Genomic DNA, 26882 nt, shown 5'->3' on the forward strand with positions numbered 1-26882 from the left:
GAGAAGAAATTTAAAATAATTAATAATATTTTATTGTTGGAAAAAAGTTTCCTCTGTTCTTTAGTTTATATTAATTTTCATTATCTAAATTCTAAAATTATATAATTATTATTTCTTCATATAATATATAAAAAACAAGATTAATCTCTCATTAATCTTGTTTTCTTATATTTATTTAACTTCTACATCAAGAATTACAACTTCTTCAACTGGTTTATCTTGAGCTCCAGTTTTTACAGCTGCAATTTTTTCTAAAGTTTTCGCACCTGCAATAAGTTGTCCAAACACTGTGTGACGGTGATCTAAGTGAGGAGTTCCTCCTAGTTTAGCATAACCTTCAACAGCCTCTTTTGGCCAACCACCTTGTTCAAGTGCTTGTAAAGTTCTAGCATCTACATGAGAATTTTGAACTATAAAGAATTGACTTCCATTTGTGTTTGGTCCAGCATTCGCCATACTTAACGCACCATAGAAGTGGAAATAATCCATTGAGAATTCATCTTCGAAACTACGTCCCCATATTGATTCTCCTCCCATACCTGTTCCAGTTGGGTCTCCACCTTGAATCATAAAGTCTTTAATTACACGGTGGAAAATAATACCTTTATAGTATCCATTTCTTGCATGAGTTAAAAAGTTTTCTACTGCTTTTGGAATATCTTTTTCAAATAATTTGAAAGTCATATCTCCATGAGTAGTTTTAATTTTTACTCTAACTTGACCTTTTTTTACATTTTTTGTTAATTGAGTTAACATTATATCTCTCCTTATTATAAGAAGGGATGAACTTCCACCCCTTCTCTTTTTATTTTACTATGCGTTTTTCTCGATTAATCTTTCGTTAATTTCTCTTAAGATATTTTCTTTAAATTCAGCAAAGCTTTCTTCTTTTTGATCGTGTGAACCAAATGTTCTTACGTTAACATTTCTGTTTTCAACTTCTTTATCTCCAATTACTAAAGTATATGGAATTTTTTTGCTTGCTGCTTCACGGATTTTATATCCTAATTTTTCATCTCTATCATCGATAGCTACTTTAACACCAGCTTTTTTAAGTTCTTGCATGATTTCTTTAGAATAGTCATAGTGGTAGTCATTGTTTACTGGAATGATACGTACTTGGTTTGGTGATAACCATGTTGGTAAATCCCCTTTGTACTCTTCTAATAAGAAGGCAACCATTCTTTCCATAGTTGATACAATACCACGGTGGATAACTACTGGACGGTGAGCTTTTCCATCTTCACCAATGTATTCTAATTCGAATCTTTCTGGTAATAGGAAGTCTAATTGAATTGTAGATAATGTTTCTTGTTTTCCAATTGCTGTTTCTACTTGAACGTCAAGTTTTGGTCCGTAGAATGCTGCTTCTCCTTCAGCTTCAACATAGTCTAAACCTAATTCATCAGCAGTTTCTTTTAACATTTGTTGAGCGTTGTTCCACATTGCATCATCATCGAAGTATTTTTCAGTATTTTCTGGATCTCTGTAAGATAGACGGTAGCTGAAGTTTTTAATACCTAAATCTTTGTATGCTTCTTCGATAAGACCTACAGTAAGTTTGAATTCATCTTTAAGTTGGTCTGGACGAACGAAAATGTGAGCATCGTTTAGAGTCATACCACGAACACGTTGTAATCCACTTACAGCTCCACTTGCTTCATAACGGTGCATCATTCCAAGTTCAGCGATACGAATTGGAAGTTCACGGTATGAGTGACGTTCATTTTTATAAACCATCATGTGGTGAGGACAGTTCATTGGACGTAGTACCATTGTTTCGTGGTCCATCTCCATTGGTGGGAACATATCTTCTTGATAATGGTCCCAGTGTCCACTTGTAATATATAGATCTTTAGATCCCATAATTGGAGTATAAACGTGATCATATCCTAATTCAACTTCTTTGTCTACGATATATCTTTCGATTGTACGACGGATAGTAGCACCATTTGGTAACCATAATGGTAATCCAGCACCAACTTTTTGACTTGTTGTGAAGATTCCTAGTTCTTTACCTAGTTTTCTGTGGTCACGTTCACGTGCTTCTTGTAATCTCACTAAGTGTTGCTCCATATGATCTTTAGTGAAGTAAGCTGTTCCGTAAATACGTTGTAACATTTTATTATCACTATTACCTCTCCAGTATGCACCAGCTACAGATAATAATTTAAATTCTTTAATTTTTGAAGTTGAACTTACGTGTCCTCCACGACAAAGGTCAGTAAATTCACCTTGTGTGTAAACTGTAATTACTTCATCAGCTGGAAGATCATTAATTAATTCTACTTTATATGGATCTTCTTTGAAGATTTCTAAAGCTTCTTCTTTACTTACTTCACGACCTTCAATTGCATAATTTTCGCTAATAATTTTCTTAACTTCTTTTTCAATTGCTTTGAAGTCTTCTTCTGAAACTTTATATTCAGCATCAAAGTCATAGTAGAATCCACCATCGATAGCTGGACCAACTCCGAAGTGTACATCTTTACCGTATAATCTTCTTAATGCTTGTGCTAATACGTGTGCGCAAGTGTGACGTAATACGTATAAACTATCTTTATCTTCGTCATCTGCTACGATAAGTTTTAAATGACCATCTTTTGTTATTGGTTTGTTAACTTCGATGTAATCCTCATCTAATTTTGCAGAAATAACTTTTTTCTTAAGACTAACGCTGATACTTTCTGCAATTTCTAAAGGTGTTTTATTATCATATTCTCTTACATTTCCATCTGGAAAAACTAATTTAGCCATTTTAAGGTCTCCTTCTTTCTTAATATACTTAGTCTAACTTACTTAGAAATTAAAAAAGCCCCTTCTCTAGCCGAAACTAAAGAAGGGACGAATCTTTTCGTGGTACCACCCAAATTCGAAGTAATTTTACTTCCTCTTTGTGAATATAGCTCACTAACTATGTTAATACTATTAGCTAGGTAGTAACATATATTGCTTATAGGTATTTTCAGCACCATACCCTCTCTTAAATAAGTTAAATATATATCTTATCCTAAGTATACGTTGATTTATTTCATTAATGTAATTCTAGCACAAAGATAGATGAATTTCAAGGGAAACTCATCTATCTTTTTCATTTTATTTATTTTTTTTCCAATAACTTCTTATCCCACTAAAAGTAAAAATTAATATTAACAACATGAAAATATAATTTTTTACACTGAAATATTTCGCAGCTTCTGTTTTTACTACCTCTAGTTTTTTATCTATATTATTAGATTTTTTAACTTCTAAGTTATTTTTTTCGAATGTAGTTATGTCAGTTTCACTTACTTTAGTATTTTTTAAAGCTATATAATAAAGATATTTTGCATCCTTTAATGCTGAAATATCAGAGACCGCTGTATCAGATATATCTACACTAGAAATATTCGGTACATCTTTTAACGCATCTATATTTCTCAGACCTATATTTTCGTTCAGCATCAATCGATATAAATACTTTTTATCTTTCAATGCATCTATATTTTCAATATTGTTTTTATATAATAGTAATTCTTCTAAACTTGATAAATTTTTAAGTGCTGAGATATCACTTATACTGTTTCTATCTAAATACAATACCCTTAACGACTTTAATTCAGTTAATGGTGTTATATCTTTAATAGCATTTTCTTCAGCAACTAGACTCTCAAGTTTTGTAGCATTTTTTATAAATGAAATATTATCTAAACCTATACCAGAAATATTTAAACTCCTTAGGTTTTCAAGTTTTAAATTATTCGGAATATAGTCTTTCAAAACACTGTTCATCGAAACATCTAATGATTCTACTTTTAAATCATTTAGAAAATCTAAGTTATTCATTAGATTTTTTCTAAGCACTAATTGTCTTAATTTTGTTAATTTTGCCAAACTTTTTGGATCTTTTATTTTATTATTTGTTAGATTTAAATCTTCCAATTCTACTAGTTTTTCTAAAGGTGTAATATCTTCAATAAAGTTATTTGATAGATTTAAATTTTTCAAATTAACAGCATATTCTAAACCTTTTAGAGAAAAAATATTTTTCCAAGGTAATGATAAACTTGTAAATTGTTCCATCATTCCTATCGTTACTTCTTCACCTTTATAGTCTTTATTAATATGAAACTTATAATATTCTAGTAACGCTTCTTTAAGATTAAGATCATCGAAATCTATTTTTTGACTATTTTCAATTTCTGTAAATTTCTTTTCTCCAAAGGGTACATAAACATCATTAGCTTTTATCGTTGGAGTAGATACAGCTAGTCCCAATAATGTTACGACAAAAGCTTTATATATTACCTTTTTCATCTTTTTCCTCTTTATTTTTTCTATACTCAGTTATTTTATTTCGCACAATTGTTAATCCATATGCAGCAAGTGGAATTAAAAATACGAAATACGGGAATACATATCTACTTTTCGCTTCCCAAATCATATGAAATAATGTTCCACCAATAAATGCAACTGGGATTATCGTTAATATTTCTTTTTTCTTTTTATAGACATTCACTGCAAAAACTACAGAAAATACATACACAAATACTTGAAATACCTTCATAATAAATGAAATTACATCATGAGTTCCATCAAAGTAAATTTGTTTTATAAAAAAGTCTTTTACTTTCTCTAACTTAGTTTCATTATCAAAGTTTCTTTGAGGTGCTGTGACCAATAAACTTTGGAATGTTGGTTCTATAAATTGATTTTCATATTTTCTTTGATAAAAATCTACAGCATATCTAGGATTTTTCTTAAATACCTCTACTCTTTGTTTTATAGAATCTTTTGAAATATCAGTTATACGTTTTGCATCATAATCTTCTTCTGGCATTATGTCATAATTGAATCTATTCCACCAACCTGCTTCACGATCTCCTTCTTGCATCCCCATCGCTATCCATGTAATTTTCGGAACACCCTCGGCGATTGTCTTTTGGCTCTTAACTTCATAATAATTATAAATTAGACTCTTAGACGCACTCATTAAAAATAAACAGCTGACTATAAAAGCTATTACCTTTTTATCTCTAACTCTAATAAGATAAATTATGGCTGCTGAGAATATTGCTAGCATATGTATTAAGTTATTACCTATAAATAGAATTGCAATATTAATGCTTAAAGCACTTATTACCAACGTATACCATTTTTTATATTTAGTATATTTTATAAAATAATAATAAGCGACTAATGTTAAAAACATACCTGGCAGCAATCCGTATACAAATGCAACATAAAATACTAACGGGAAACATAGTCCACTAAGAATTACAACTAAATAGTTTGTATCTTCATCCTCAAACATTATATTAGATATTTTATATAACATAAAAATTATATAACTTATCGAAAAACTTTGCATTATATATAAAATAAATGTTGCCCTACCAAATAATGACAGTATTATTTGGAAAAGAAATACTGTTGTAATTTGGTGTGAATATATATATAAATAGTTATTTCCTTTATCAAGACCACTATAGTTTTCTCTTATGAAATTGTTAGCTTGATCTATTACATTAAATGGATCAAATTGCACATAATCACGTCTCAATATCGCAAATAATATACTAATAATAAATGTGTAAATCATTACAACTAAAACTAATCTTTGAACACTTATTATTTTTTTCAAATATCTTGCTAATATTAAGATAACTATACTAAATATTATAAGAAATATAATATTCAGTATAGCACTATCATTTTCATAATATAAAGTTTCTTGATAATCTTTCGGAAATATCGCTGTTTTTGTTAATACTAATAGTGAATTAATCCCCATAAGCACCATAAAAATCACAGCTATGACTTTTACTAAAAAATTAGAAAATTTATTTAATATTTCCTTATTCATTGCCAATTATTCCTCTTCGTTTTTTTCTTCGTTTAAAAATTGTTCAACAATGAATCTTGGGCGACCTTTTGTTTCTAAGTAAATTTTACCTACATATTCACCTACAATACCTAATGAAATCATAATCATTCCACCGATGAACCACATCGATATCATTAAGCTTGACCACCCCGGTCTTGCAAATCCTGCAAAGTAACTATATAAAGTGTAGAAAAATACTATCGCAGCAATAAATATCATCAATGCTCCACCTATAGTAATAAATCTAATTAATTTTACAGATAAAGAAGTAATTCCTTCAAAAGCAAATGCTAACATCTTAGATAATGGATATTTACTTTCTCCAGCAAATCTTTCTGCACGTTCGTATGTTACAATATCACTTGGATATCCTATCATAGGAACAATACCACGTAGGAATAAGTTTACTTCTTTAAATTGAGCTAATCCTTCTAATGCACGTTTACTCATTAAACGATAGTCTGCATGGTTAAATACTGTATTAGCTCCTAGTTTTTCCATTACTTTATAGAATGCCTCTGCTGTGAAACGTTTAAAGAATGTATCTGTAGTCCTTGCTGAACGAACACCGTAAACTACATCAGCACCTTCAAGATATTTTTTCATCATTTCATCCATAGCGTTAATATCATCTTGTAAATCAGCATCCATTGAAATACTTACATCACAGTGATCCTTAACAGTCATAAGTCCTGCTAATAGAGCATTTTGGTGACCTCTATTTCTACTTAAGTTAATACCACTGAATAATGGATTTTTTTTATGAAGTTCTTCTATCATCTTCCATGTTTTATCTTTTGAACCATCGTTCACTAAAACAACACGGCTATCTTTTGAAATTAAATCTTCTTCTATCATAGAATTCATTTTAACTTCTAATCTTTTTGCAGTTTCGTTTAATACCTCTTCTTCATTGTAACAAGGTATAACTACGTATAACTTTTTCATTACAAATCTCCTATTTTATTTTTTACTTATTGCTTTATTAAGTCTATTTAATAAAGCTTTATTCTCTTTTGTCTCTTCAATCGGTAGTATAAAAATCTCTTCTATCTCTTCTTCATCAAACTCCCTTAGAATATTATATAAATTTTTATTAGATTGTTCAACACTTTTCTCATTATCCGCTAAATATTTTACAGAAACATTTAAAAAGTCAACTTCTGATTCCATTTCTTTATATGTAATAAAGCCAGTTTTTTTATCTCTTTCTTTTAAAATACTTATTAATTTCTCAAACGAATCATTAAACAACACTAATTCCGCTTCTGGAGAATAATGTCTATATTTCATTCCAGGGGCGATAGGAGTCTCGTTTTTTGTTAATATTTCTTCATTATATTTTACACTACCTTCTCCTAGCACACCTTCTATATCTTCTTTTGTAATTTCTCCAGGACGTGCAATAACAAGAGGATATCTCGTACAATCAATAACTGTACTTTCCAAACCAATATCAGATTGCTCATCTTCGATTATTACATCAATTTTCCCATTCAAATCATGGTAAACATGTTCAAATTTTGTTGGAGATGGTTTACCACTTGTATTAGCACTTGGTGCTGCTAATAAAACTTCAGTTTCCTTTAATATTTCTCGAGCAGTAATATTAGAGGGCATCCTAACAGCTAATGTATTTAATCCTGCAGTAACCTTTTTAGAAACACCATTGTTATCTTTAGCATTTAAAATTAACGTCATAGGTCCTGGCCAAAAATTATTTATTAGTTTTTTTACATTTTCATCGTTATAATCGACTATACTATCCAATTGGTTCATTTCATAAAAATGAACAATTAATGGATTGTCACTAGGACGTCCTTTAGCTTCATATATTTTACTTACCGCTTCATCGTCCATAGCATTAGCACTAAGTCCGTATACCGTTTCTGTTGGAATAGCTACTAACTTCCCTTCTTTATAATATGTAGTTAATTTACTATATATTTCTTCTTTATTTTCACTTTTAGAAATATTAATTATTTCTGTTTCCATCCTATCTCCTTTCTTTAATTTAACACTACAGTATTATTAATATTGTAATGACTATTATTAATATATAACTTAAATAATCTAGATTACTATATTTCAATACTTTATACTTACTTCTTATTCCAGTTGTAGAATACCCTCTTACTTCCATTGCAGTAGCAAGTTCATCAGCTCTTTTTAGAGTAGCTATAAATAGGGGGATTAATATTGGAATAAACTTTCTTACTTTCTGCGCTAGATTCCCCTCATTAAAATCTGAACCACGAGAAACCTGTGCATTTATTATTCTATTAGTTTCTTCTAATATAGTTGGAATAAATCTTAGTGAAATTGATAATACTAATGCAAAAGTTGAAATTGGAATTCCTACTTTCTGTAAGAATCCAAGACTCTTTTCTATAGCATTCGTTATCTCAGTTGGTGAAGTAGTAGCCATAAAAACTACCATTATCATAACGACTAAGATAAATCTAACAGTTATCAATGCTATTCCAAAAAGTGCTCCACTATAAATTTTCCAGCCCAACACCTCTAACAATACTTCACCTTTTTTATTAAAAACAAGATGAATAAAAGAAGTAAATATAATTAATATACTAATTGCTTTTACACTATTTATTAAAAATGCTGGACTTGTTTTTGATAATATAACTATCATTATCAACATTAAAAACAAGATAGAAAACTCTAGAACATTATAAGCAATAAAGACATCTATTAAGTACAAAATTACAAAAAATATTTTCGCTCTAGGATCTAGATTATGAATAATTGTATTCAATGGAATATATTTACTTATTAATGAATTATTCATTTATACTACTTCCTATCTTATTTTTTAAAGCATCTATTAAATCTTCGTATTTCCTAGGAAATACATCTAGTTTAATATTATTTTCTTGCAGATTATTATAAAATTTTAGTAATTCTGGTTGTTCCAGTGAATTTTCTTTAAGCAGTTTTTCATCAGCAAAAAGTTCCTCCACCGTTCCTTCAAAATTAATTTTTCCATTTTTTAAAACAAAAACCTTATCTGCATACTCTAATACGTAGTTCATATTATGAGATATAAGAACTATTGTCATATTAAGTTCGTCTTTAAGTTTTTTCACCATGGTCATGATTTCTTCACGACTCTTATAATCTAAAGCTACTGTTGGCTCATCTAATATCAATACTTTCGGTTCAAGAGCAAGCACTCCACATAGGGCGACTTTTCTCATCTCTCCACCAGAAAGTTCAAATGGTGATTTATCCAAGTAACTCTCATCTAATCCGACTAACTTTATTAATTCTTTAGCTTTAGAAATGGCTCTTTCTGCTGATATACCGTAGTTTAGCGGTGCAAAGATAATATCTTTTAATACACTTGTTTCAAATAATTGTTGTTCAGAAAATTGGAATAATACGGCAACATCTTGTCTTAATACTTTTAATTTTTTAGCCAGTTCACGCTTTTCTTTTTTACTTTTCGGATTAGTAATTAGTACATTATTTACTAATACTTCTCCATGTGTAGGTAATAATAAACCATTAATATGCTCTATAAGAGTAGATTTTCCACTCCCAGTCTTACCTATTATAACTGTATAACTTCCTTCTTCTACATTCAAGTTAATATCTTTCAACACTTCTCTTGCATAAGGGGTTTTATAATTATAAGTATAGCTTACATTTTTTAAACTAATTTGCATATTTTTTTCACTACACTCTCCTCATCTTCTTCTATTTCAAATATATCTTGATTTAGGTAATTATTTAGATCTTTTTTTACTCTTTCTACAAAAGGAACTTCTAAACTATATTTTTCCAGTGTTGTCGTATCAGAGTATAGTGTAGTGTAGTCTCCATGATAAACTATTTCTCCACTCTCTAATATAACAATGTCATCCGGATAAATACTCTCTTCTGCATCATGAGTAATTGATATTATAGTTATTCCTTTTTCTCTATTAATTTTTTTTATATACCCTAAAATGGACTTTCTTGCCTTCGGATCAAGCATACTTGTCGCCTCATCGAGTATTAAAATCTCAGGATTTAAAGCAAGAGAAGATGCTATTGCAACCCTTTGTTTTTGTCCTCCTGATAGTGATGATGGCTCATATTTTCTGTAGTCTCTCATATCTACAATCTCTAAAACCTCATCTATTATTTTATCCATATCTTCTTGTGGTACATTCCTATTTTCAAGACCAAAAGCAATGTCTTCTTCTACAGTAGAACCTACAAATTGGTTGTCAGGATTTTGAAATACTATAGCTATTTTATTTTTTATATCGTCATAAATTTCTTTACTGTATTCTTTATTATTAAATAGGACCTTCCCAGAAGTTGCTAAATTTTGACCATAAATCAACTTCATTAACGTTGATTTTCCACTTCCATTTTTTCCTAAGACACTTAACCAATGCCCTTCTTTTATTTCTAAATTTATATTTGATAATGCAGTCTTTTTAGAACTAGAATACTGAAAAAAAACATCTTCAAATTTTATCATTTTATTACCTAATTTCTATAGAATATCTTTTTATTATATCAAATATCCCGATTTTTCTCAATCTAAATGGGGCTAATCCAAAAGTCCTAAATTTTAACAAAGTTCATATGAGAATTCATAGACGCAGCGGTTTATTGATATCTAAATTCACTTTATAAAAGCTTTTTAGATATCTAATAAACTGTGCGAGGGTGACTCTGAAAAATCGATTTCTATGAAATCACGATTTTCAAGTCACTCCTATCTGTTATTTATTACAATAACTCTGTAAACTATTTTTAATAAACTCATTTACTTTATCATCATCATATACTACCTCTTTTAGGTATAATCCAGCAGCATCTGCCTTAGGGCCAGCAAATTGACGTTCTCTTTTATCTAGTATTTCTTTTATATAGTCCGCTTCATACTTACCAGCAGCTACATTTTGTATAGTTCCAATAATTATCCTAACCATGTTATATAAGAAACCATTCCCTGTAATTTCAAAGTTTACAATATTAGGATTAATCGGATCTTTTTCCATAGTTAAACTATATATCGTCCTAACCTTATCCTCAACACTAGAGTTTTTCGAACAAAATGATGAAAAGTCATGTTCTCCTATAAAATACTTCAGTGCTTCTTGAGCCTTTTCAAAATTAAAATCAAAACTATGTTTACCTACATAATTTAATAAAAATGGATCAACTTCTCTTCCGATGTATAATTTATAATAATATGTTTTTTGTGTACTATTATATCTAACATGGAAATCCTCTGAAACTGTCGTTGCTCCTACTATTCTAATATCTTTTGGAATAGTAGCATTTAAAGCCTTAACCCAGGCAACATCTGGAATATTTAAATCAGTATCAAAATGTAATACCTGCCCATAGGCATGAACACCACTGTCCGTTCTTCCACTCATATAAAGTCGCACATCTTTTTTATTAATTTTCTTTAAACTCTTCTCAATTTCTTCTTGAATTGTATTATTATTTGGTTGTATTTGAAATCCATGGTAATTGCTACCATCATATCTACAAAGTAAAGCTATTCTCACTTTTATCTCCTACATCTTTTATTTTTAATATTTTTTTGCCTCTTCTTCTGTCATCCAAAAATGAATACCTCCGGTTGAATCATACCATCGATCTTCATTGAAATTTCCTGCATAAACCCACTCTCCAAGTTTATAACAAAAGTCCTCAGCAACAGTTGACCATGCTTCGTCATAAAAAATAGTACCTTCAAAATTTTTTATTTCTAATACCTTAGCCTTATCACATCTGCAACAGTTTCTAGTTGAAGATACTCTTTTTGAATCACTTGGTATCAAAAGCTTTATAATTCTATTATTAAGTCCTTTTTTATAAGCAATAAACGCTCCTTGTTCGGGACAATATAATTTAAAATACTCCGTTTTATTATCAAAAATAATATTTTTTAAATTTGCACCTTCTAAAACAGCTGCATATAACTTGGCACCCTTAATATTGGCATTTTGTAAATTCACCCTTCTCATCGATGCTTTTTTTAGATTCGAATTAACAAAAAGAGCATTTTTCATATTACAATCATCTAGAAGACAATTTTCTAGATTACTATCTGTAAAATCTACATTACCAAAATCTACATTGATAAAATTTGAAGAAGAAAAATCTAATCTCGATAAATTAAACCCTTTTAAATTCATATCTTCAAAAATCAAGTCATTAAAATTCTTTTCCCCGTGTTTTAATCGTTCACTAAATTCCTCATACGAAATTTTTTTCATATATTAACACCTCTATATGATATTATAGCATATACAGTGACTTTCTATAAATTTTATCTGAATAAAATATTTTAAAAAAATACCGATTCAAAAATTAGATTCTCTTCTAACTTTTAAGTCGGTATCTAAATATTTATAATTATCTAAAATATAATTTTATATTGAGTCTAAATAACTCATTATATCTTCACATATATTGTAACTAGCCTTGGGTAAATAATTCCCCCTCATATTGGACTTCATTTTTTCAATGTTATCTTTCGATAATAATTGTTCTACATATTTCAGTACTTCCTCTTGATTTTTAGCAATTTTGGCCATATTATGTTTCTTGAAGTATCTAGCATTCTCCATCTCCTGACCTGGTACTGGATTAAAAAGAATTAATGGAATATTACTCGCTAACGCTTCAGATATAGTTACTCCCCCAGCCTTTGTTATAAGTACACTAGAAGATTTCATCCACTCACACATATTCTCTGTATATCCGAAAATCTTAACATCTTTATCTCTACTGTATTTATAATCTAACTCGTTTTTCAACTTCTTATTTTTACCACAAATTACTACTACTTGAACATCGTTACTTTTCTTTTTCAATTGCTCGATAAGCATTGCAAAGTCAGTAGATACCCCGAAAGCTCCGGCAGATAATAAAACTGTATTTTTTGTAGTACTTAGACCGTTATCTTTTAACCAACTATCAACATCAAGAATATCATCAAATTTTTCTGCAATCGGTATACCAAATTTTTTAATCTTGTTTTTTTCTACCCCTAATTTCAACAACTCTTTTTCAGTATCATTAGTCGCAACGTAGTATCGAAACGCTCCTTTTGTTAGCCAACTTTTATGAAAATGATAATCTGTTATTATATTTACTATTGGTATCTTTTTATTTTTTAACAGAGATAATGCTGGTGTCGGAAATGTAGATATAATAATGTCTGGTTTAACTTCTTTCATTAATCTTTTTAAATACTCATAACTAAAATACCTGTAGACAGAGATATCACTTTGATTCCTACCAGCATAATATAAATAGCCATAGATATCTCTAAAATACGAAAAGCTATATAGATACAACTTTTTCAAAACAGACGTTAAATTCGGATGTGCCTGTAAAAATAAATCAGACTCTATTACTGTCACTTTATCACCATAGTACTTTTCAAATATTTCTCTAACGTTTTTTGAAACTTGCAGATGCCCGTTCCCAAATGAGCCTGTTATCAATAAGATTCTCTTCATACTGTTTCACCTTACTTCCTACTATAATAAATTAGATTGTAAATTAGCACTATTGCACTTCCTAAAGATACCCCCGCTATCGTATCAGTTGGATAATGAACTCCTAAATAAATTCTAGAGCTTACAATAAATAAAATTCCAGCTGTAGCTACAAGAATTGGAGTATATGTAGTTTTCTTCATCAATTTTATGTATATTAAGGCTAACGATAAATACAATATTGTGGCTGAAGTTGAATGCCCACTAGGAAAACTTAAACTATTCAACTCTACTAATCGATGTATATTCGGGTGTGGACGATTAAATATTGTTTTAATAAAAGCCATCACTATACCACATGTTCCCATTGTAAGAGTTAAAAATAAAGCCTCTCTTTTAAACTTTCTTGCGAATAGTATTATAACTATCATAACTGTTATTATTGCACTTTGTTTCATATCTGCTATATTGGTCATATTTAAATATATACTAGTAAGTACTGAATTCTCTAATCCTTGAATAAAATTAATAATTGCATTATCTAAAGGTTTTAAGAAACTATTGTACCCACTAGCCATTAAAATAAATATTCCAATAAAAAATATAACTAAGTTCACCTGTTTTCTTTTTGTCATTTTATCACCTATAAAATAATTTACTTTATAATTCCTATAATAATACCATAATTTAATACATATAGATAGTAAAATAAAATTCTCTCTTTCTCTTAAACTCTATAAAATTCATTTCGAATTTCCACACGAACACAATCCACTAATAATATTCTCCTCAAAATTTTAAAATTAATGTGTTTCCGTTAACTATTTCAACATTAATATTATGCTATAATTTATTACTCTTTTTCTATAACTCTATCAAATTTGACTACATTTAATTTTTAAAAATCCACCCTAATTCCCCTTAGATATTACTTGAAATTTCGCATTTTATCATTTATAATTATTAGGTTAACGAAATAAATATAAACAGGAGAATTTATGTCGAAGGAACCTATGTCGAAAATTAAAAAAATTATAATATTATTATCTTCTCTATTTTTAATATCCATAGCTGCTCTTTATTATTTAAATAAAAAGCATATTGTAAATTTAAATAATATAATATCTTATTGGCATGCTAATAAAACAGATAATACAAACGAACAAGCTAATGCTGAACAAAATGATAATAAAGACGAAGCAAAAGAACCAGAGAAAAAAGTTAAATCTTTAGAAGAAAAACAAGCTACGATGGCTGCTGATGCGGCAACTATAAAATCACTAGGTTTAAATTTTGATTATGTAAATATGACTCTACCTGAAGTTGTCCAAGCTTACCTAAAAGCAAATGGAATTAAAAATTCTCAAGTAGCTTTCTCATATAAAAACTTAAACACTGGGGAACTAATAGAAATGAATGAGACTCAACCAATGACTGCTGGTTCAACTTACAAACTTCCACTTAATATGATAATTGTCGATGATTTTGATAAATATAATTTATCAATGACCGAACGATATGATATAACTAAGACAGAGTATGAATATATCGGAGAGCACGATGCATATGTTAGAGCTTTTAATGGGGCTATGACTATTCCAGAAATGCAACAGTATTCATTAGTTTATTCAGAAAATACTCCAGCATATGCTCTTGGTGACCGCTTAGGCGGTATGAGTGAAGTATATAAAATGTATAATAGATACGGAGAGTCTAAAGGAGAACTAAAAACTTTCAGTACTGATAACAAAACTACAACTAATTATTACATCCAAGTTCTTCAACATCTATGGGATGGTAAAGAAAAATATAAGGATCTTCGTCGGTATATTGGAGAATCATTCCCAGGTGAGTACTATAAACGATATTTACCAAATCTCCAAATTGAACAAAAACCAGGTTATGTTAATGATGCACTAAACGTTGATGCAATAGTTTATGAAAAAACACCTTATATTATTGCTCTATATACGGCTGGTTTAGGTGGAACAACTCCTGCTACCCAAGAAATTAATCTTGTTGGTTTAAACCAAATTGGACAACTTTCATATGTTATAAACGAATGGCACCGTGTTAATATGAATATGTAATCAAATAATATTTAATGCTAATTAATTATCTAGAATTGGCCAGAAATAAAAATTTCTGAGCCAATTCTTTTTATTTATACTTTGACAAATTCTATTTTTTAATTTATAATATTTGTAAAGTTATAACTTTACAAATATTATAAACGGAGGTAGTTATGTTTTGCAATAATAGATTAAAATCTTTGCGTACTAAAAGAAAAGTTTCTCAAACTGCAGTAGCTGAATATCTTGGTGTTACTCGTGCTGCCTACAATAGTTGGGAAAAAGGTAAATATGTTCCTAATAAGAAAAATTTAGAAGAACTAGCTCTTTATTTCAATGTAGAAACTACCTATTTTGAATCAGAATACGAAATAGTTAATAAATATCTACAGTTAAACGATATAAATCAAAAGAAACTTTTGACTATAGCGAATAAACTATATATTTCTCAATTACATAAATATCAAGTTCACGCAAAATTATCAGCTGGACTAGGAAATTTCTACTATGAAAACTATGATTTCGATACAGTTTATTTTGATAAAGATATCCCTTATGATATAGCTTCATGGATTGATGGGGATTCTATGGAACCTAAATACCATAGCGGAAATGTCGCCCTAATTAAGAAAACTGGGTATGATTTTGACGGATTAGTTTACGCTGTAGTCTACAATGAAGAAACATACATAAAAAAAGTTTATTTGGAGGGCAATATTGTTCGCTTAGTTTCTATCAACGATAGTTATAAAGACATAATGGCTCCTATAGAAGAAGTACATATTGTAGGAATAGTCACAGATTCGTTCAAACCAATAACAGAGGTGTAAATCCATGGGAATAATTGACTACACATTAGAACCTCATTCTGACATAGCGTTTATAGACATGAAATCTTTTTACGCTAGTGTCGAATGTGTAGAACGTGGACTTAATCCGCTAACTACCTCACTTTGTGTAATGAGTAGAAGTGATAATTCTAATGGTCTAATCTTAGCCAGCTCTCCTATATTTAAAGAAGTTTTCGGAAAAAATAATGTTGGAAGAAGTTACGATCTGCCTTTTGATATCAATACACGACGTTTTTCGTTTTATAATGCAAAAAGACAAGGGCTTAAAATAACTCCAGAATATATTAAACACATTGAATCTTGGGCTAAGAAAACATTAATAGTCCCCCCAAGAATGACTCTATATATTGAGAAAAATATACAAATACTCAACGTACTAAAAAATTATGTTCCAGACGAAGATATCCATCCCTACTCGATTGATGAAGGTTTTATCGATTTAACTCAGTCCCTTAATTACTTCATAAAAGATTCTACTAAAACAAGAAAAGAAAAATTGGACATAATTTGTGCGAAAATCCAACATGATATATGGAAAAAAACAGGAGTATACTCAACTGTGGGCATGAGCAATTCTAATCCACTTCTAGCAAAACTTGCTTTAGATAATGAAGCTAAGAAAACTCCTACTATGCGAGCAAATTGGTCATACGAAGATGTTGAAACAAAAGTGTGGAGTATACCAACTCTTACTGATTTTTGGGGTATAGGAAAAAGAACAGAAAAAAGATTAAATAAATTAAAAATAGATTCTGTTAAAGATTTAGCAAATGCTAATCCTGATATACTAAAAAAAGAATTTGGAATTATCGGAGTTCAGCTATGGTTCCACGCAAATGGTATAGATGAAAGTAAGCCCTCAAAACCTTATAAGCCAAAATCAAAAGGTTTAGGTAACTCCCAAGTCCTTCCTAAAGACTATAAAATAAAATCACAAATAGAATTAGTTTTATCTGAAATGGCTGAACAAGTCGCCATAAGACTAAGAAGAATTAAGAAGAACGCAAAATCCGTACATATTCATATTAGTTACAGTAGAATTGAAAATAAAAAATCTATTAACGCATCTAAAAAGATTAATCCTACTCAAAGCACAAAGCAACTAACCGATTATGTTTTAGAACTCTTTAGAAGTAAATATGATGGTGGTGCTGTACGTTCTATCGCAGTTAGATACGATAACTTAGTAGATGATAATCTTACAATATACTCTCTATTCGATGATATTGAAGCTATTGAAAAACAAAGAAAAATAGATAAAACATTAGATAGCATACGTGATAAATATGGATTTCTCTCTGTACAAAACGGAAGTATGTTGATGGAAGGTTCACGTGTTAAAGAAAGAAGTAAATTAGTAGGAGGACATGCCGGTGGCATGGATGGAATAATATGATAAACAGAAATTATCTCCCTTATAAATCCGCAAGAGAATATGCTGATCGTGGTATGGCAAAATGGATGGGATTTTTCATCTCAGAGCATACTACCGCAATCAATACACAAGGTGACACCATAGACTTTTCCAATAATATGGATAAAGATGAAAAAAGATTATTACTAAATCAGCTATATTTCTTTAAAGGACTAGCATATTTATATATCCTCAATCAACGTGAACCATATCTAGGGAAAGTTGTTGATTGTGGCAAAGATACTATTTATTTTTCTACTAAACAAAACATATTACAAGTTTCAATTAATGATATTCTAAAAGTTTCACTAGCAGAGGAATTAGACTATGAATAAACTTAATCAACACGAAGTACAATTCGATTATTTTAGCAGTAACTATGATCAATTTGAAAAAGATTTCTATAAATATTCCGCATTAAATATTCCTCTAACATTTTTAACAGATGATATTTTAAGTTTAATGGTAAATAACAATAGCAATTTTTTCAGATTAACCGCTAATAAATCAAAAGATAAAAGAGACCACTACTTCTTTTTTAAAGTTCAAACTCCTTTAGAAAACAAGATGGTGAGAATCTTTCAATATACTGGACATAAATTTATAAACCAAAAATAAACTCGAAACTAGGATAAGCTCCTAATTCGAGTTTATTTTCTATATCTAAGTGTGATAATTTCTTAGATTTTATTGATTTTGTTTCCTTCTAATTGCTATTGCAGCCCCTAAAGCTAATAACGCAAAAGTAACAGTTTGTCCTGTTTCTAAACCAGTTTTCGGTAGTTGTTCATTTTCTTTTGTATTATTTTCTTTTGTATCACTATTAGTTTTATTACTATTCGTTTTATTACTATTATCAGACTCTTCTTTTTTGTTCTCAGGCTTATATTCAGCTTTTACCGGTGTCACTATTTGAACACGACTTTCTAAATCCTTAGCACCTACTCTGATTCTCTCTAGAATAGTAAATTTACTAAAATGATTTATTTTAAATTGTATAGATCCTTCACTAAAACTACTTTCAACTTTTTCTAGTTCATTATTTTCCGCAATATGATATACTTCTAGTTCTGCATTATCATTTTTTACAACAGACATTTTAACTGTACGTTCTGCATCACTATCTAGCTTTTTCCCATCTTTTTCAAAATGAATTTCAAATACTTCCACAACTTTATATTCACTACCTAATTTTTCGATAATAGTTTTATTTAGATTTTCATCATTAATTGACCCTACAAAAACATTATCAGCTTTTATTTTATCTTTATCAAATAATACAGCTACATCACGTCCTGAAAGTTTCGCTGATAAAACATGGTTTTCTACCTTAGCAGTATTTGTTGAAGTTTCTTGTTTCTTATCATTAGTTGCTTCTTGTTTACTTGGAATCACTTTTGAAGTTTCTTTGCTAGGAGCTTCTTTCTTCTCTCCAGGAAGAGCTTGCTCTTTAGGAGTTTCTTTTTTATCTTCTTTTACTTCGTTTTTTTCTTTCTTGTTCTCAGAAACTTTGTTTTCTTTAGGAGTTTCCTTCTTATCAGTCTCTTTAGTCACTTCTTTATTTTCTTTTTTATCATCAGTAACTTTTTCTTCTTTAGGGTTGTCTTTTCTGGCTTCTTTTTCAACTGAAGGTTCATTCTTTAAAGTATTTTCTAAAATAGATTTCACTTTTTTAAGATTTTCATTATTAGGATTAACTGCTAACAATTCTTTAACTTTAACTAACCAGACAGTTTTTATTTCCTGTTCTTTCTTTTTATCAACTTTAATACCAGCTAATAGATAATTTACAAATTCTTTTTCATCAATTGAATTCCAATCAACCTTATCTTCTAAAATAGATTCAACTAATTTCTCTTCTTTGTGAACTTTTACCACTGGAGTCGGTGTAGTTACCACAGGTTCTGTAGTTTTTGAAGTTTTTTCAAGAGAAATTTCTTCTGTTTTAGATTTAACTGAAACAGTTTTATCTGTTACACCTACACTATGATGTTCTATAATTTTCCCTTCCTGTTTACAATCTTCGCACACATTAAGTGCATTAGATTCTGTAGAACTTTGAGCTAAGTCAGCTTTAGTTTTTATTTTTTCTGTTTTTTCTAAAACAGGTTTGTTTACATGTTCTAAATTAACATCGTGAGTAACTTCAGTATTTACAACAATATTGTTTACATCTTCGTGTGCATAAGCTGTTCCAAAAGATCCTGCAGTAATACCTATTAATACACTAGCAATACCTACTGAAACCTTTCTTATCGAATATTTTCTCTTACTAAACATAATTTTCTCCTTATCAAATTGTTTAAAAATTACAATTCACTCATTATACTATCTTTATAATTATATTATATCTATTAAAATTGAGCAAGTATGAACCTATTTTAATAACTTATAATATTAAAATACCAGAATCAAAAGCTTAGTATTCTACTTTACTCTTTTGATTCTGGTACATAATAATAATATCTATAATTTTCAAATCCTATATTATCTAATTTGATGTTTATTCATTTTCTCTTGAAAAATATTTGTAATAACTTTACGTAGCTCTTCTTTTTCTTTTTCTGGCCATTCACCTTCTTGTTGAGCTGCTGCATAAAGTTCTGGATACTCGACAGAAATTCTCTTTACTGTACGTGTGTTAGCATGTTTTCTTACGAAAAATGGAATCTTCTTCTTTAATTCTTCTGGAACTAATGAAAGTATTCTATCAGCAGTTTCTTTATCACTAATTACCGAAAAAGTAAGACCTTTCTTTATCTGTTTTTGTTCCTGTTCTGTAAAATCTTCTAACTTCATTCTTGTTCTCCTAAATATGTATATCTCTTAATTAAAGATTATATACTAAGAGTTAGGAAACAACAAATATATTCTACTGATAGAGATTATCAATATTATAATATTATCTACTAATAACTACTTAGATTTTAAAAATAATGATTTTTTATATGAAATTATATAATTTGAACAGTAAATCTTTTTGATTTATCGTTTAATAAATTGCTGTATTATAGCGTTTTATTTGATTATTTGAGTTAGACAGACTAGGATTTAGATTTTAACTCTTATGGAAAATAACAAGGGCTGCTATCCTGAAGTATTTTCTATACCATTATAGTTTAATGCAAAGTGTAGCTATATAGTCGTTTCCATAACGTGATAGTCTTTGTCTTTTGTCACACGATTCATAAAAATCTAACATAGCAAGACCATTTTTAAGTTGTCCTCTAATCTGAGTTTCTAAGGTATGGCTAAATTCATATCCATATTCTGGGTTTATAGTTATCTTGCCTTCCTCTTCAAGCTCTCTCGAATTAAAAGGTATTGAGAATTTTAAAAGTAATTCTTCATCGGGTTTGTCCCATACAATGTCAACATCATACATGTATATCCAAGGATTCATAAATCCAACCATTAACAATCCACCCTTTTTCAATACTCGAGAGGCTTCTTTATATATATTTTCTAAATCTTCTACATATACATTTGAAACTGGATTAAAAATAATATCAAATGTTTCATTTTCAAATGGAAATGGTTTTGTCATATCGCTTTGAACTGTGTTGATATTTAAGCCTTCTCTTTTAGCAACCATTTCATCTCTTTGCAATTGTGATTTAGAAAAATCCATTATAGTTACATCATAACCTTTTACAGCAAAAACTGGGCCTTGCTGACCACCACCACAAGCTAAACCTAATATCTTTTTCCCGTTTGCTTTTTCAAACCATTCTTTTGGAACTTTTTTCCCAACAGTTAATGCAACAGAAATTGGATTATTTCTAGCTTCTTCTAATTGTTCGTGTGTCAACGGCTCGGTATAGTCATTTTTTACATTATTCCATCTATCTTCATTTAACTTTATATAACTATTCATCTTATAATCTCCTCGTAATTTTTCAAATGTGAGCTATCGTTAAAAAATATCCGATATATTTTTATTTGCGGTACCCCTCTAATTTGAATCCATATTCATTTAGAAGTTGTTTTGAATAAATTTTTTCATTTTTTGAATTTCTAACTTCTTTCCAAAGGATAGCTGCAACTTTTAACTTGTTAGAATAATTATTGCTATGTTCATCTGCACAAAAATCTTTTAGAAATTGATTCCACTGACAAGTCGAATTATCATACTTTGCATAATCTGACTCTCCATAATATATTTTTATCATATCTTGAATTGTAAATTCTTTATTGTTATCACTTTTTACTTTTCTCCAAGCCGTTGCCATATCAGCATTGAATTTAAACGGGCTAACTCCTGTTACAGCTGAAAAATAATCTCTAAATTTTTGGTTAAAAGAAAAACCACATTCTAGCAATGGTGTATTTAAAGATATTACTTCGGCATGTTTTTTGTTTACTTTTCTTGTAGACTTTTCTATTCTATTTCCCTTGAAATATTGTTCAATAATATAGTTCAATTCTTTCTTTGTACATCTATACTCTAGTCCAAGAGACTTACATATTTGTGAAAGTTCCTCTCGATACCAATAGTACTTGTTAAATTCCTCAAATGATTCTATATCTTTAAAACTAGGTCTAATTTCTATCACACATTCACCTCCGAAACTTCAATTATATATTTCCCTCTTAATCAACTTAATTTATTTTATTATACAATACTCCTTAGATTTCGTAAATTAAAATAAAAACTTACTCCAAGTTACCAATATCCTTTAACGATAACCTTAGAATAAGCCTTTATTTTCTACACTTCATTTATTCACTAGTTACAACTTTTGACATTAATACTACACACTCATCGATTCACTGTTACCTCATCACTAACGCTCTGCGATAACTATCTCATAAAGTATTCGTAATTAATGGCTTCAGCCTACACCCTTGTCATTAAAACGACTGCTTCAACATAGCTCGGTTCTCCAACGAGTAACGCATTTCATATCCACTGTACACAGGAATGGTAGAACACCTATTTTCGCCTTAAAATGGGTATATCGAAACGATACCAATAATGCCCCCTGAAAAGGGGTGGTTTTCTCTTCGAGTATAACCCTTTGTTACTAACACGCACCTCAAGGCGCTGGCTTTCACATTCGTTCAAGCCCTATTGTATTTTAACCCCCGCTACCCGTTAAACGAGTTTATCTATTTTTTTATTTCCAAATGGATTTGTATATACTTTCGTTATCAGTTTGTCTATTGTAATCTCATGCGATTATCGTTCTCTGATATATTTTCTTATTGTACTTTCATTTAATACTACAGTACTTACATAGTATCCTTCTACTCAAAACTTTCTATTCCAATACTTATATTCCAGGTTTTATGAATATCAAATATCATCAGTGAATTTTTCCCTTTCAAATCCCCATAAAACTTGATACACTATATTTTGGCGGTATTGATAGTAGCAAATGTATATGATCTGGCATTATGTGTCCTTCTATTATTTCCACTCCTTTATACTTACATAACCTTTTTATTATATCTACTATATCTCGTTTGTATTGATTAAATTCTATTTTTCGTCTATACTTAGGTGTAAATACAATATGGTATTTACATAACCACTTTGTATTCGATAAACTATTATGTTTATTTGTCATAATTAAAATCATCCTTTCTTTATTTTAGAGCTTGAACTACTCTTATTTTATCAAGAAAGGATGATTTTTCAATTGTTTAACTTTTGTCTCGCACCCGCATAGCGGGTGGTTTTTTGTTTCGGAGACTTCGCCTCCTCAACTGGCTAAAGCCCTTAATTAAAATCTGGAGCATGGTTTTTTCCATGCCCCGGATTTATTATACAGCCAATAAAAAAAAGGGGCTGATCCAAAAGTCCTAAAATTTAACAAAGTTCATATGAAAACTCATAGGTGCAGTGGTTTATTGATATCTAAATTCGCTTTATAAAAGCTTTTTAGATATCTAATAAACTGTGCGGGGGTGACTCTAAAAAAATCGATTTCTCTGAAATCACGATTTTTGAGTCACTCCCTCTTAAGATAAATATTTATTGTTGTATTCATTTTTTCGATACGCAAACGACATCTACAAATACATTTACATCTATGTGCCTTTTTAGGACTTTTTTAACGTCAAAATCGCCTTTATCTACAAATACAAAATGCTTGTAAAATAGCTTAAAATCAGGATTTTCACCCTCTTGTTCGCTGTAGCAATACCATGCACTCAGCGGTTCTCTGTTACTGTATTACTACTCCTCTACGACAGCTATCACATAAAGCATTCGTAATTAACGGCTTCGGTCTACGCTCTTGTCATTAAAACAACTGCTTCAACCCCTATGGTTAAGGGGAACATATCCACACTAGTAGTTGGAAACATATCCAACATTGGCTCTCGTTTGTGGGAAGATATCAACGGTTTTGTCTGTTTGTGAGAACATATCAACTCAAATCATTTCATAGTTAATCCCTTATCAATGGCTTCCTGAATAATCTTATGACAATATACCCCCAAAGGATTGTTTTCCTTACAAAGCGAATTTTTCATTGCTCCAGTTATGGCATTTACTTCTTTAACGGTTTTCGCACCATGCTTTACAACTGCTTCAATTACCTGATCTTCTGTGACTTTTCTGCAATAACAAGCATACTTAGGATCTGCATCTTTCTTAAACTAGATAGGAACCCTAACTTGGTCTTTTAAGAATTTTATTTCTTTATCTAAGTTATAGTAAATAACGTCGCAGTCCTCATTCATGCATATCTTATATTGATCTCCATCAACGGCATTACGATAATCATCTGTCACCAAGTGTTCAACGGTTATCCTACTAACTGTTACTCCTTCATTATTACAGACAGGGCAACTCTCCTTTGTTCTATTTAAATTTTATTTGATACATTCACAGCAACATTCATCAATAACTTTCAATTACATAACCTCCATATCTTTAAAACCATTTAATTCAAGGTAAATCCCAACCAATTTTCATTTATAGTTTTTAAATTAAAAAATACCCCTTGATTGTATCGTCAATTATCGGTATCATTCAAGGGGTGAATAGGAAAAATAGTTTATAGATTCTTTACATTCAAAGCTCTAAAAGCATTTAATACTGCGATGATAGTTACACCTACATCTGCAAATATAGCTGCCCACATAGTAGTTATTCCAAAAGCACTCAAAATAAGAACAATTATTTTTATTCCAATTGCAAATACTATGTTTTGATGTGCAATTTTTAGTGTCTTTTTAGAAATCTTCATTGTAGTAGCAATTTTCGATGGCTCATCAGTCATAATTACAACATCAGCAGCTTCAATGGCCGCATCAGAACCTAAACCACCCATTGCTATTCCAATGTCTGCACGAGCTAATACAGGTGCATCATTGATTCCGTCACCAACAAAGGCAAGTTTACCTTTTTTAGATTTTTGCGAAAATAATTCTTCTAGTTTTTCAACTTTGTCTGCTGGCAACAGTTCTGCATAAACCTTATCAAGACCAAGCTCTTTAGCAACTTTTGAACCAATACTTTTATTATCACCTGTCAACATAACTGTTTGTTTAATATTAGCTGCCTTAAGTTCCTTGATTGCTTGTGCTGAATCTTCCTTTACCTCATCGGCAATTACAATGTAACCTATATATTTGTTATTAACAGCAACATGTACAATAGTACCGATCAGCTCTCCCTTGAAATAAGGGATATCCATCATTTTCATAAGTTTGATATTTCCTACCATAACCTTTTTGCCATCTACTGTTGCAATAACACCATGACCTGATATCTCTTCTACATCTGAAATACGTCCATTGTCTATTTCTTTGCTATATGCACGTTTCAGTGAAAGTGAAATCGGATGATTGGAATAGCTTTCCGCATGTGCAGTTAATTCTAATAGCTCTTCTTTGGAAACTCCTTCTGGATGAATTTCCTGTACATTAAATACACCTTTCGTTAGTGTTCCAGTTTTATCAAAAACAACAATTTCAGTTTCTGCTAATGCCTCTAAATAATTACTACCCTTGACTAAAACACCTTTTTTTGAGGCTCCACCTATTCCACCGAAGAAACTCAAAGGAATTGAAATAACTAAAGCACACGGACAGGATACCACAAGGAATGCTAGTGCTCTATATATCCAATCACTAAAAGTCGCCCCGTCTATAACAAGAGGTGGTATAATAGCTAGAAAAACTGCAATTATAACCACAACCGGTGTATAATATCTCGCAAACTTCGTAATAAATTGTTCTGAATTGGATTTTTTACTACTTGCATTTTCAACTAAATCAAGAATTTTACTTACAGTAGATTCTCCAAATTCCTTGGTAACCTCTGCTGTAATAACCCCATTAATGTTGATGCACCCACTTAGGATATCACTTCCAACTTCTACTTCACGAGGAATAGATTCGCCTGTTAGTGCCGATGTATCAATCATTGAACTTCCCTCAATTACCTTGCCATCAAGAGGAATTTTTTCTCCTGCTTTAATTACAATAATATCTCCAATTTGTACTTCATCTGGGTCAACTTTGACAAGTTCATCACCTTTTTTAACATTTGCATAATCTGGTCGAATATCCATAAGGCTTGCAATTGACTTTCTCGACTTGCCAACTGCATAGCTTTGAAACAGTTCTCCAACTTGATAAAACAGCATAACTGCAACACCTTCAGGATACTCACCAATAAAAAATGCACCAATTGTTGCAATACTCATTAAAAAATTTTCATCGAAAACTTGACCTTTAAAAATATTTTTTACAGCTCTTTTTACAACATCTCCACCTACAATAATGTAACTTATTATAAAGAGAGCAATCTGTAACCATTCGTTATTTAAACTAAGCAATACTGCTGTAGCTAACACGGCTGCACCAATAATTATTCGCCATAGTCGTTTTGTCATACTAAATAGCCTCCTTTAAGCCTTTTTCATAGTTGTATCGGGTTCGATTTTTTTAACTATTTTTTCGGCCTCTGCTATTATTGTTGGCATTTTTTCATCCTCACCATCAATAACGAGTTTTGTGGTCATAAAGTTAACAGTAGCTTCTTTCACTCCATCAAGCTCATTAATAGCCTTTTCCATTTTTGCCGCGCAATTTGCACAATCTAAACCTTCAAGTATAAATTTCTTTTTCATTATTAAATCCTCCTAAATATTATTTGTAATTTTATTTTGAATACTACAAGTCTTTTTCAAATTTTCTTGAAGCATTGCTCATTTGAAATGAAGACTTAAATATATG

22 protein-coding genes and 3 pseudogenes are annotated in these 26882 nt (G+C 30.1%); 5 read left to right on the forward strand and 20 right to left on the reverse strand.

Features of this window, described 5'->3' with window-relative positions:
* Positions 1–171 precede the first annotated feature (171 nt).
* The 13 genes from O5Y44_RS01590 to O5Y44_RS01650 form a co-directional block, all read right to left on the reverse strand.
* The gene (locus O5Y44_RS01590) at positions 172–756 is read right to left on the reverse strand and encodes a peptidylprolyl isomerase (RefSeq protein ID WP_314990948.1); all 585 of its coding nucleotides are present in this window, start codon (positions 754–756) and stop codon (positions 172–174) included.
* Between the two features lie 57 nt (positions 757–813).
* Entirely contained in the window at positions 814–2757 is a 1944-nt protein-coding gene (gene thrS, locus O5Y44_RS01595) for a threonine--tRNA ligase (protein ID WP_316447166.1), read from the reverse strand.
* A gap of 339 nt (positions 2758–3096) precedes the next feature.
* Entirely contained in the window at positions 3097–4296 is a 1200-nt protein-coding gene (locus tag O5Y44_RS01600) for a leucine-rich repeat domain-containing protein (RefSeq protein ID WP_316447165.1), read from the reverse strand.
* Positions 4277–5845 carry a hypothetical protein gene (locus O5Y44_RS01605; RefSeq protein ID WP_316447187.1) on the reverse strand — a complete coding sequence of 523 codons (1569 nt, stop codon included), beginning with the start codon at positions 5843–5845 and terminating at the stop codon, positions 4277–4279. The genes O5Y44_RS01600 and O5Y44_RS01605 overlap by 20 nt, the downstream gene beginning before the upstream one ends.
* Positions 5846–5851: 6 nt before the next feature.
* On the reverse strand, positions 5852–6814 hold the full coding sequence (locus O5Y44_RS01610; RefSeq protein ID WP_048803463.1) for a glycosyltransferase family 2 protein: 963 nt from the start codon (positions 6812–6814) through the stop codon (positions 5852–5854).
* A gap of 15 nt (positions 6815–6829) precedes the next feature.
* Positions 6830–7861, reverse strand: a complete 1032-nt coding sequence (locus O5Y44_RS01615; protein ID WP_316447164.1) for an L-threonylcarbamoyladenylate synthase — start codon at positions 7859–7861, stop codon at positions 6830–6832.
* Between the two features lie 25 nt (positions 7862–7886).
* The gene (locus tag O5Y44_RS01620) at positions 7887–8672 is read right to left on the reverse strand and encodes an energy-coupling factor transporter transmembrane component T family protein (RefSeq protein WP_271965004.1); all 786 of its coding nucleotides are present in this window, start codon (positions 8670–8672) and stop codon (positions 7887–7889) included.
* Entirely contained in the window at positions 8665–9552 is an 888-nt protein-coding gene (locus O5Y44_RS01625) for an energy-coupling factor transporter ATPase (protein ID WP_316447163.1), read from the reverse strand. Before O5Y44_RS01625 ends, O5Y44_RS01620 begins: the two co-directional genes overlap by 8 nt.
* A complete protein-coding gene (locus tag O5Y44_RS01630) occupies positions 9537–10358 on the reverse strand; it encodes an energy-coupling factor transporter ATPase (RefSeq protein WP_316447162.1) in 822 nt (273 codons plus the stop codon). The genes O5Y44_RS01625 and O5Y44_RS01630 overlap by 16 nt, the downstream gene beginning before the upstream one ends.
* 247 nt (positions 10359–10605) lie before the next feature.
* Positions 10606–11403, reverse strand: coding sequence for a tRNA pseudouridine(38-40) synthase TruA (gene truA, locus O5Y44_RS01635; protein ID WP_316447161.1), 798 nt, complete (start codon positions 11401–11403; stop codon positions 10606–10608).
* A 24-nt stretch (positions 11404–11427) separates the two neighbouring features.
* On the reverse strand, positions 11428–12117 hold the full coding sequence (locus O5Y44_RS01640; RefSeq protein WP_316447160.1) for a pentapeptide repeat-containing protein: 690 nt from the start codon (positions 12115–12117) through the stop codon (positions 11428–11430).
* 156 nt (positions 12118–12273) lie between these two features.
* Entirely contained in the window at positions 12274–13368 is a 1095-nt protein-coding gene (locus tag O5Y44_RS01645; protein ID WP_316447159.1) for an MGDG synthase family glycosyltransferase, read from the reverse strand.
* An 11-nt stretch (positions 13369–13379) separates the two neighbouring features.
* Positions 13380–13982, reverse strand: a complete 603-nt coding sequence (locus tag O5Y44_RS01650) for a phosphatase PAP2 family protein (protein ID WP_316447158.1) — start codon at positions 13980–13982, stop codon at positions 13380–13382.
* Between the two features lie 363 nt (positions 13983–14345).
* On the opposite strand from O5Y44_RS01650, the gene O5Y44_RS01655 reads away from it, so the two are divergent.
* From O5Y44_RS01655 to O5Y44_RS01675, 5 genes are all read left to right on the forward strand, one after another.
* Entirely contained in the window at positions 14346–15437 is a 1092-nt protein-coding gene (locus O5Y44_RS01655) for a serine hydrolase (RefSeq protein ID WP_316447157.1), read from the forward strand.
* 155 nt (positions 15438–15592) lie between these two features.
* Positions 15593–16249 carry a LexA family transcriptional regulator gene (locus O5Y44_RS01660; RefSeq protein WP_271964995.1) on the forward strand — a complete coding sequence of 219 codons (657 nt, stop codon included), beginning with the start codon at positions 15593–15595 and terminating at the stop codon, positions 16247–16249.
* 4 nt (positions 16250–16253) lie between these two features.
* The gene (locus O5Y44_RS01665; RefSeq protein WP_271987924.1) at positions 16254–17666 is read left to right on the forward strand and encodes a Y-family DNA polymerase; all 1413 of its coding nucleotides are present in this window, start codon (positions 16254–16256) and stop codon (positions 17664–17666) included.
* Positions 17663–18019, forward strand: coding sequence for a hypothetical protein (locus tag O5Y44_RS01670; RefSeq protein WP_271987926.1), 357 nt, complete (start codon positions 17663–17665; stop codon positions 18017–18019). Before O5Y44_RS01665 ends, O5Y44_RS01670 begins: the two co-directional genes overlap by 4 nt.
* Positions 18012–18302 (forward strand): DUF5960 family protein, encoded by a 291-nt coding sequence (locus O5Y44_RS01675; protein WP_271987927.1) that lies wholly within the window; start codon positions 18012–18014, stop codon positions 18300–18302. The genes O5Y44_RS01670 and O5Y44_RS01675 overlap by 8 nt, the downstream gene beginning before the upstream one ends.
* 69 nt (positions 18303–18371) lie before the next feature.
* Here O5Y44_RS01675 and O5Y44_RS01680 read toward each other — a convergent pair whose 3' ends face one another.
* From O5Y44_RS01680 to O5Y44_RS01710, 7 genes and pseudogenes are all read right to left on the reverse strand, one after another.
* A complete protein-coding gene (locus O5Y44_RS01680) occupies positions 18372–19964 on the reverse strand; it encodes a YSIRK-type signal peptide-containing protein (protein ID WP_371465331.1) in 1593 nt (530 codons plus the stop codon).
* Between the two features lie 207 nt (positions 19965–20171).
* Positions 20172–20483, reverse strand: coding sequence for a hypothetical protein (locus O5Y44_RS01685; protein ID WP_316447155.1), 312 nt, complete (start codon positions 20481–20483; stop codon positions 20172–20174).
* Between the two features lie 313 nt (positions 20484–20796).
* On the reverse strand, positions 20797–21561 hold the full coding sequence (locus O5Y44_RS01690) for a class I SAM-dependent methyltransferase (RefSeq protein ID WP_316447154.1): 765 nt from the start codon (positions 21559–21561) through the stop codon (positions 20797–20799).
* A 61-nt stretch (positions 21562–21622) separates the two neighbouring features.
* Entirely contained in the window at positions 21623–22237 is a 615-nt protein-coding gene (locus tag O5Y44_RS01695) for an SAP domain-containing protein (RefSeq protein WP_483299440.1), read from the reverse strand.
* A gap of 545 nt (positions 22238–22782) precedes the next feature.
* Positions 22783–23257: pseudogene (gene tnpA, locus O5Y44_RS01700) on the reverse strand (IS200/IS605 family transposase).
* Between the two features lie 814 nt (positions 23258–24071).
* Positions 24072–24551: pseudogene (locus O5Y44_RS01705) on the reverse strand (Csac_0668 family 2Fe-2S cluster-binding (seleno)protein).
* 143 nt (positions 24552–24694) lie between these two features.
* Positions 24695–26776 (reverse strand): annotated as a pseudogene (locus O5Y44_RS01710) (heavy metal translocating P-type ATPase).
* Positions 26777–26882: the final 106 nt, after the last annotated feature.

It is taken from the genome of Gemella sp. 27098_8_155, assembly GCF_041433725.1.
Lineage (GTDB): Bacteria > Bacillota > Bacilli > Staphylococcales > Gemellaceae > Gemella > Gemella haemolysans_D.

Coding starts and splice junctions, on each gene's coding strand:
- O5Y44_RS01610 (WP_048803463.1), bottom strand. CDS start 6,814: ATGAAAAAGTTATACGTAGTTATACCTTGTTACAATGAAGAAGAGGTA.
- O5Y44_RS01690 (WP_316447154.1), bottom strand. CDS start 21,561: ATGAATAGTTATATAAAGTTAAATGAAGATAGATGGAATAATGTAAAA.
- O5Y44_RS01600 (WP_316447165.1), bottom strand. CDS start 4,296: ATGAAAAAGGTAATATATAAAGCTTTTGTCGTAACATTATTGGGACTA.
- O5Y44_RS01665 (WP_271987924.1), top strand. CDS start 16,254: ATGGGAATAATTGACTACACATTAGAACCTCATTCTGACATAGCGTTT.
- O5Y44_RS01680 (WP_371465331.1), bottom strand. CDS start 19,964: ATGTTTAGTAAGAGAAAATATTCGATAAGAAAGGTTTCAGTAGGTATT.
- O5Y44_RS01645 (WP_316447159.1), bottom strand. CDS start 13,368: ATGAAGAGAATCTTATTGATAACAGGCTCATTTGGGAACGGGCATCTG.
- O5Y44_RS01685 (WP_316447155.1), bottom strand. CDS start 20,483: ATGAAGTTAGAAGATTTTACAGAACAGGAACAAAAACAGATAAAGAAA.
- O5Y44_RS01590 (WP_314990948.1), bottom strand. CDS start 756: ATGTTAACTCAATTAACAAAAAATGTAAAAAAAGGTCAAGTTAGAGTA.
- O5Y44_RS01640 (WP_316447160.1), bottom strand. CDS start 12,117: ATGAAAAAAATTTCGTATGAGGAATTTAGTGAACGATTAAAACACGGG.
- O5Y44_RS01630 (WP_316447162.1), bottom strand. CDS start 10,358: ATGATAAAATTTGAAGATGTTTTTTTTCAGTATTCTAGTTCTAAAAAG.
- O5Y44_RS01675 (WP_271987927.1), top strand. CDS start 18,012: ATGAATAAACTTAATCAACACGAAGTACAATTCGATTATTTTAGCAGT.
- O5Y44_RS01615 (WP_316447164.1), bottom strand. CDS start 7,861: ATGGAAACAGAAATAATTAATATTTCTAAAAGTGAAAATAAAGAAGAA.
- O5Y44_RS01660 (WP_271964995.1), top strand. CDS start 15,593: ATGTTTTGCAATAATAGATTAAAATCTTTGCGTACTAAAAGAAAAGTT.
- O5Y44_RS01625 (WP_316447163.1), bottom strand. CDS start 9,552: ATGCAAATTAGTTTAAAAAATGTAAGCTATACTTATAATTATAAAACC.
- O5Y44_RS01650 (WP_316447158.1), bottom strand. CDS start 13,982: ATGACAAAAAGAAAACAGGTGAACTTAGTTATATTTTTTATTGGAATA.
- thrS (WP_316447166.1), bottom strand. CDS start 2,757: ATGGCTAAATTAGTTTTTCCAGATGGAAATGTAAGAGAATATGATAAT.
- O5Y44_RS01670 (WP_271987926.1), top strand. CDS start 17,663: ATGATAAACAGAAATTATCTCCCTTATAAATCCGCAAGAGAATATGCT.
- O5Y44_RS01655 (WP_316447157.1), top strand. CDS start 14,346: ATGTCGAAGGAACCTATGTCGAAAATTAAAAAAATTATAATATTATTA.
- O5Y44_RS01605 (WP_316447187.1), bottom strand. CDS start 5,845: ATGAATAAGGAAATATTAAATAAATTTTCTAATTTTTTAGTAAAAGTC.
- O5Y44_RS01620 (WP_271965004.1), bottom strand. CDS start 8,672: ATGAATAATTCATTAATAAGTAAATATATTCCATTGAATACAATTATT.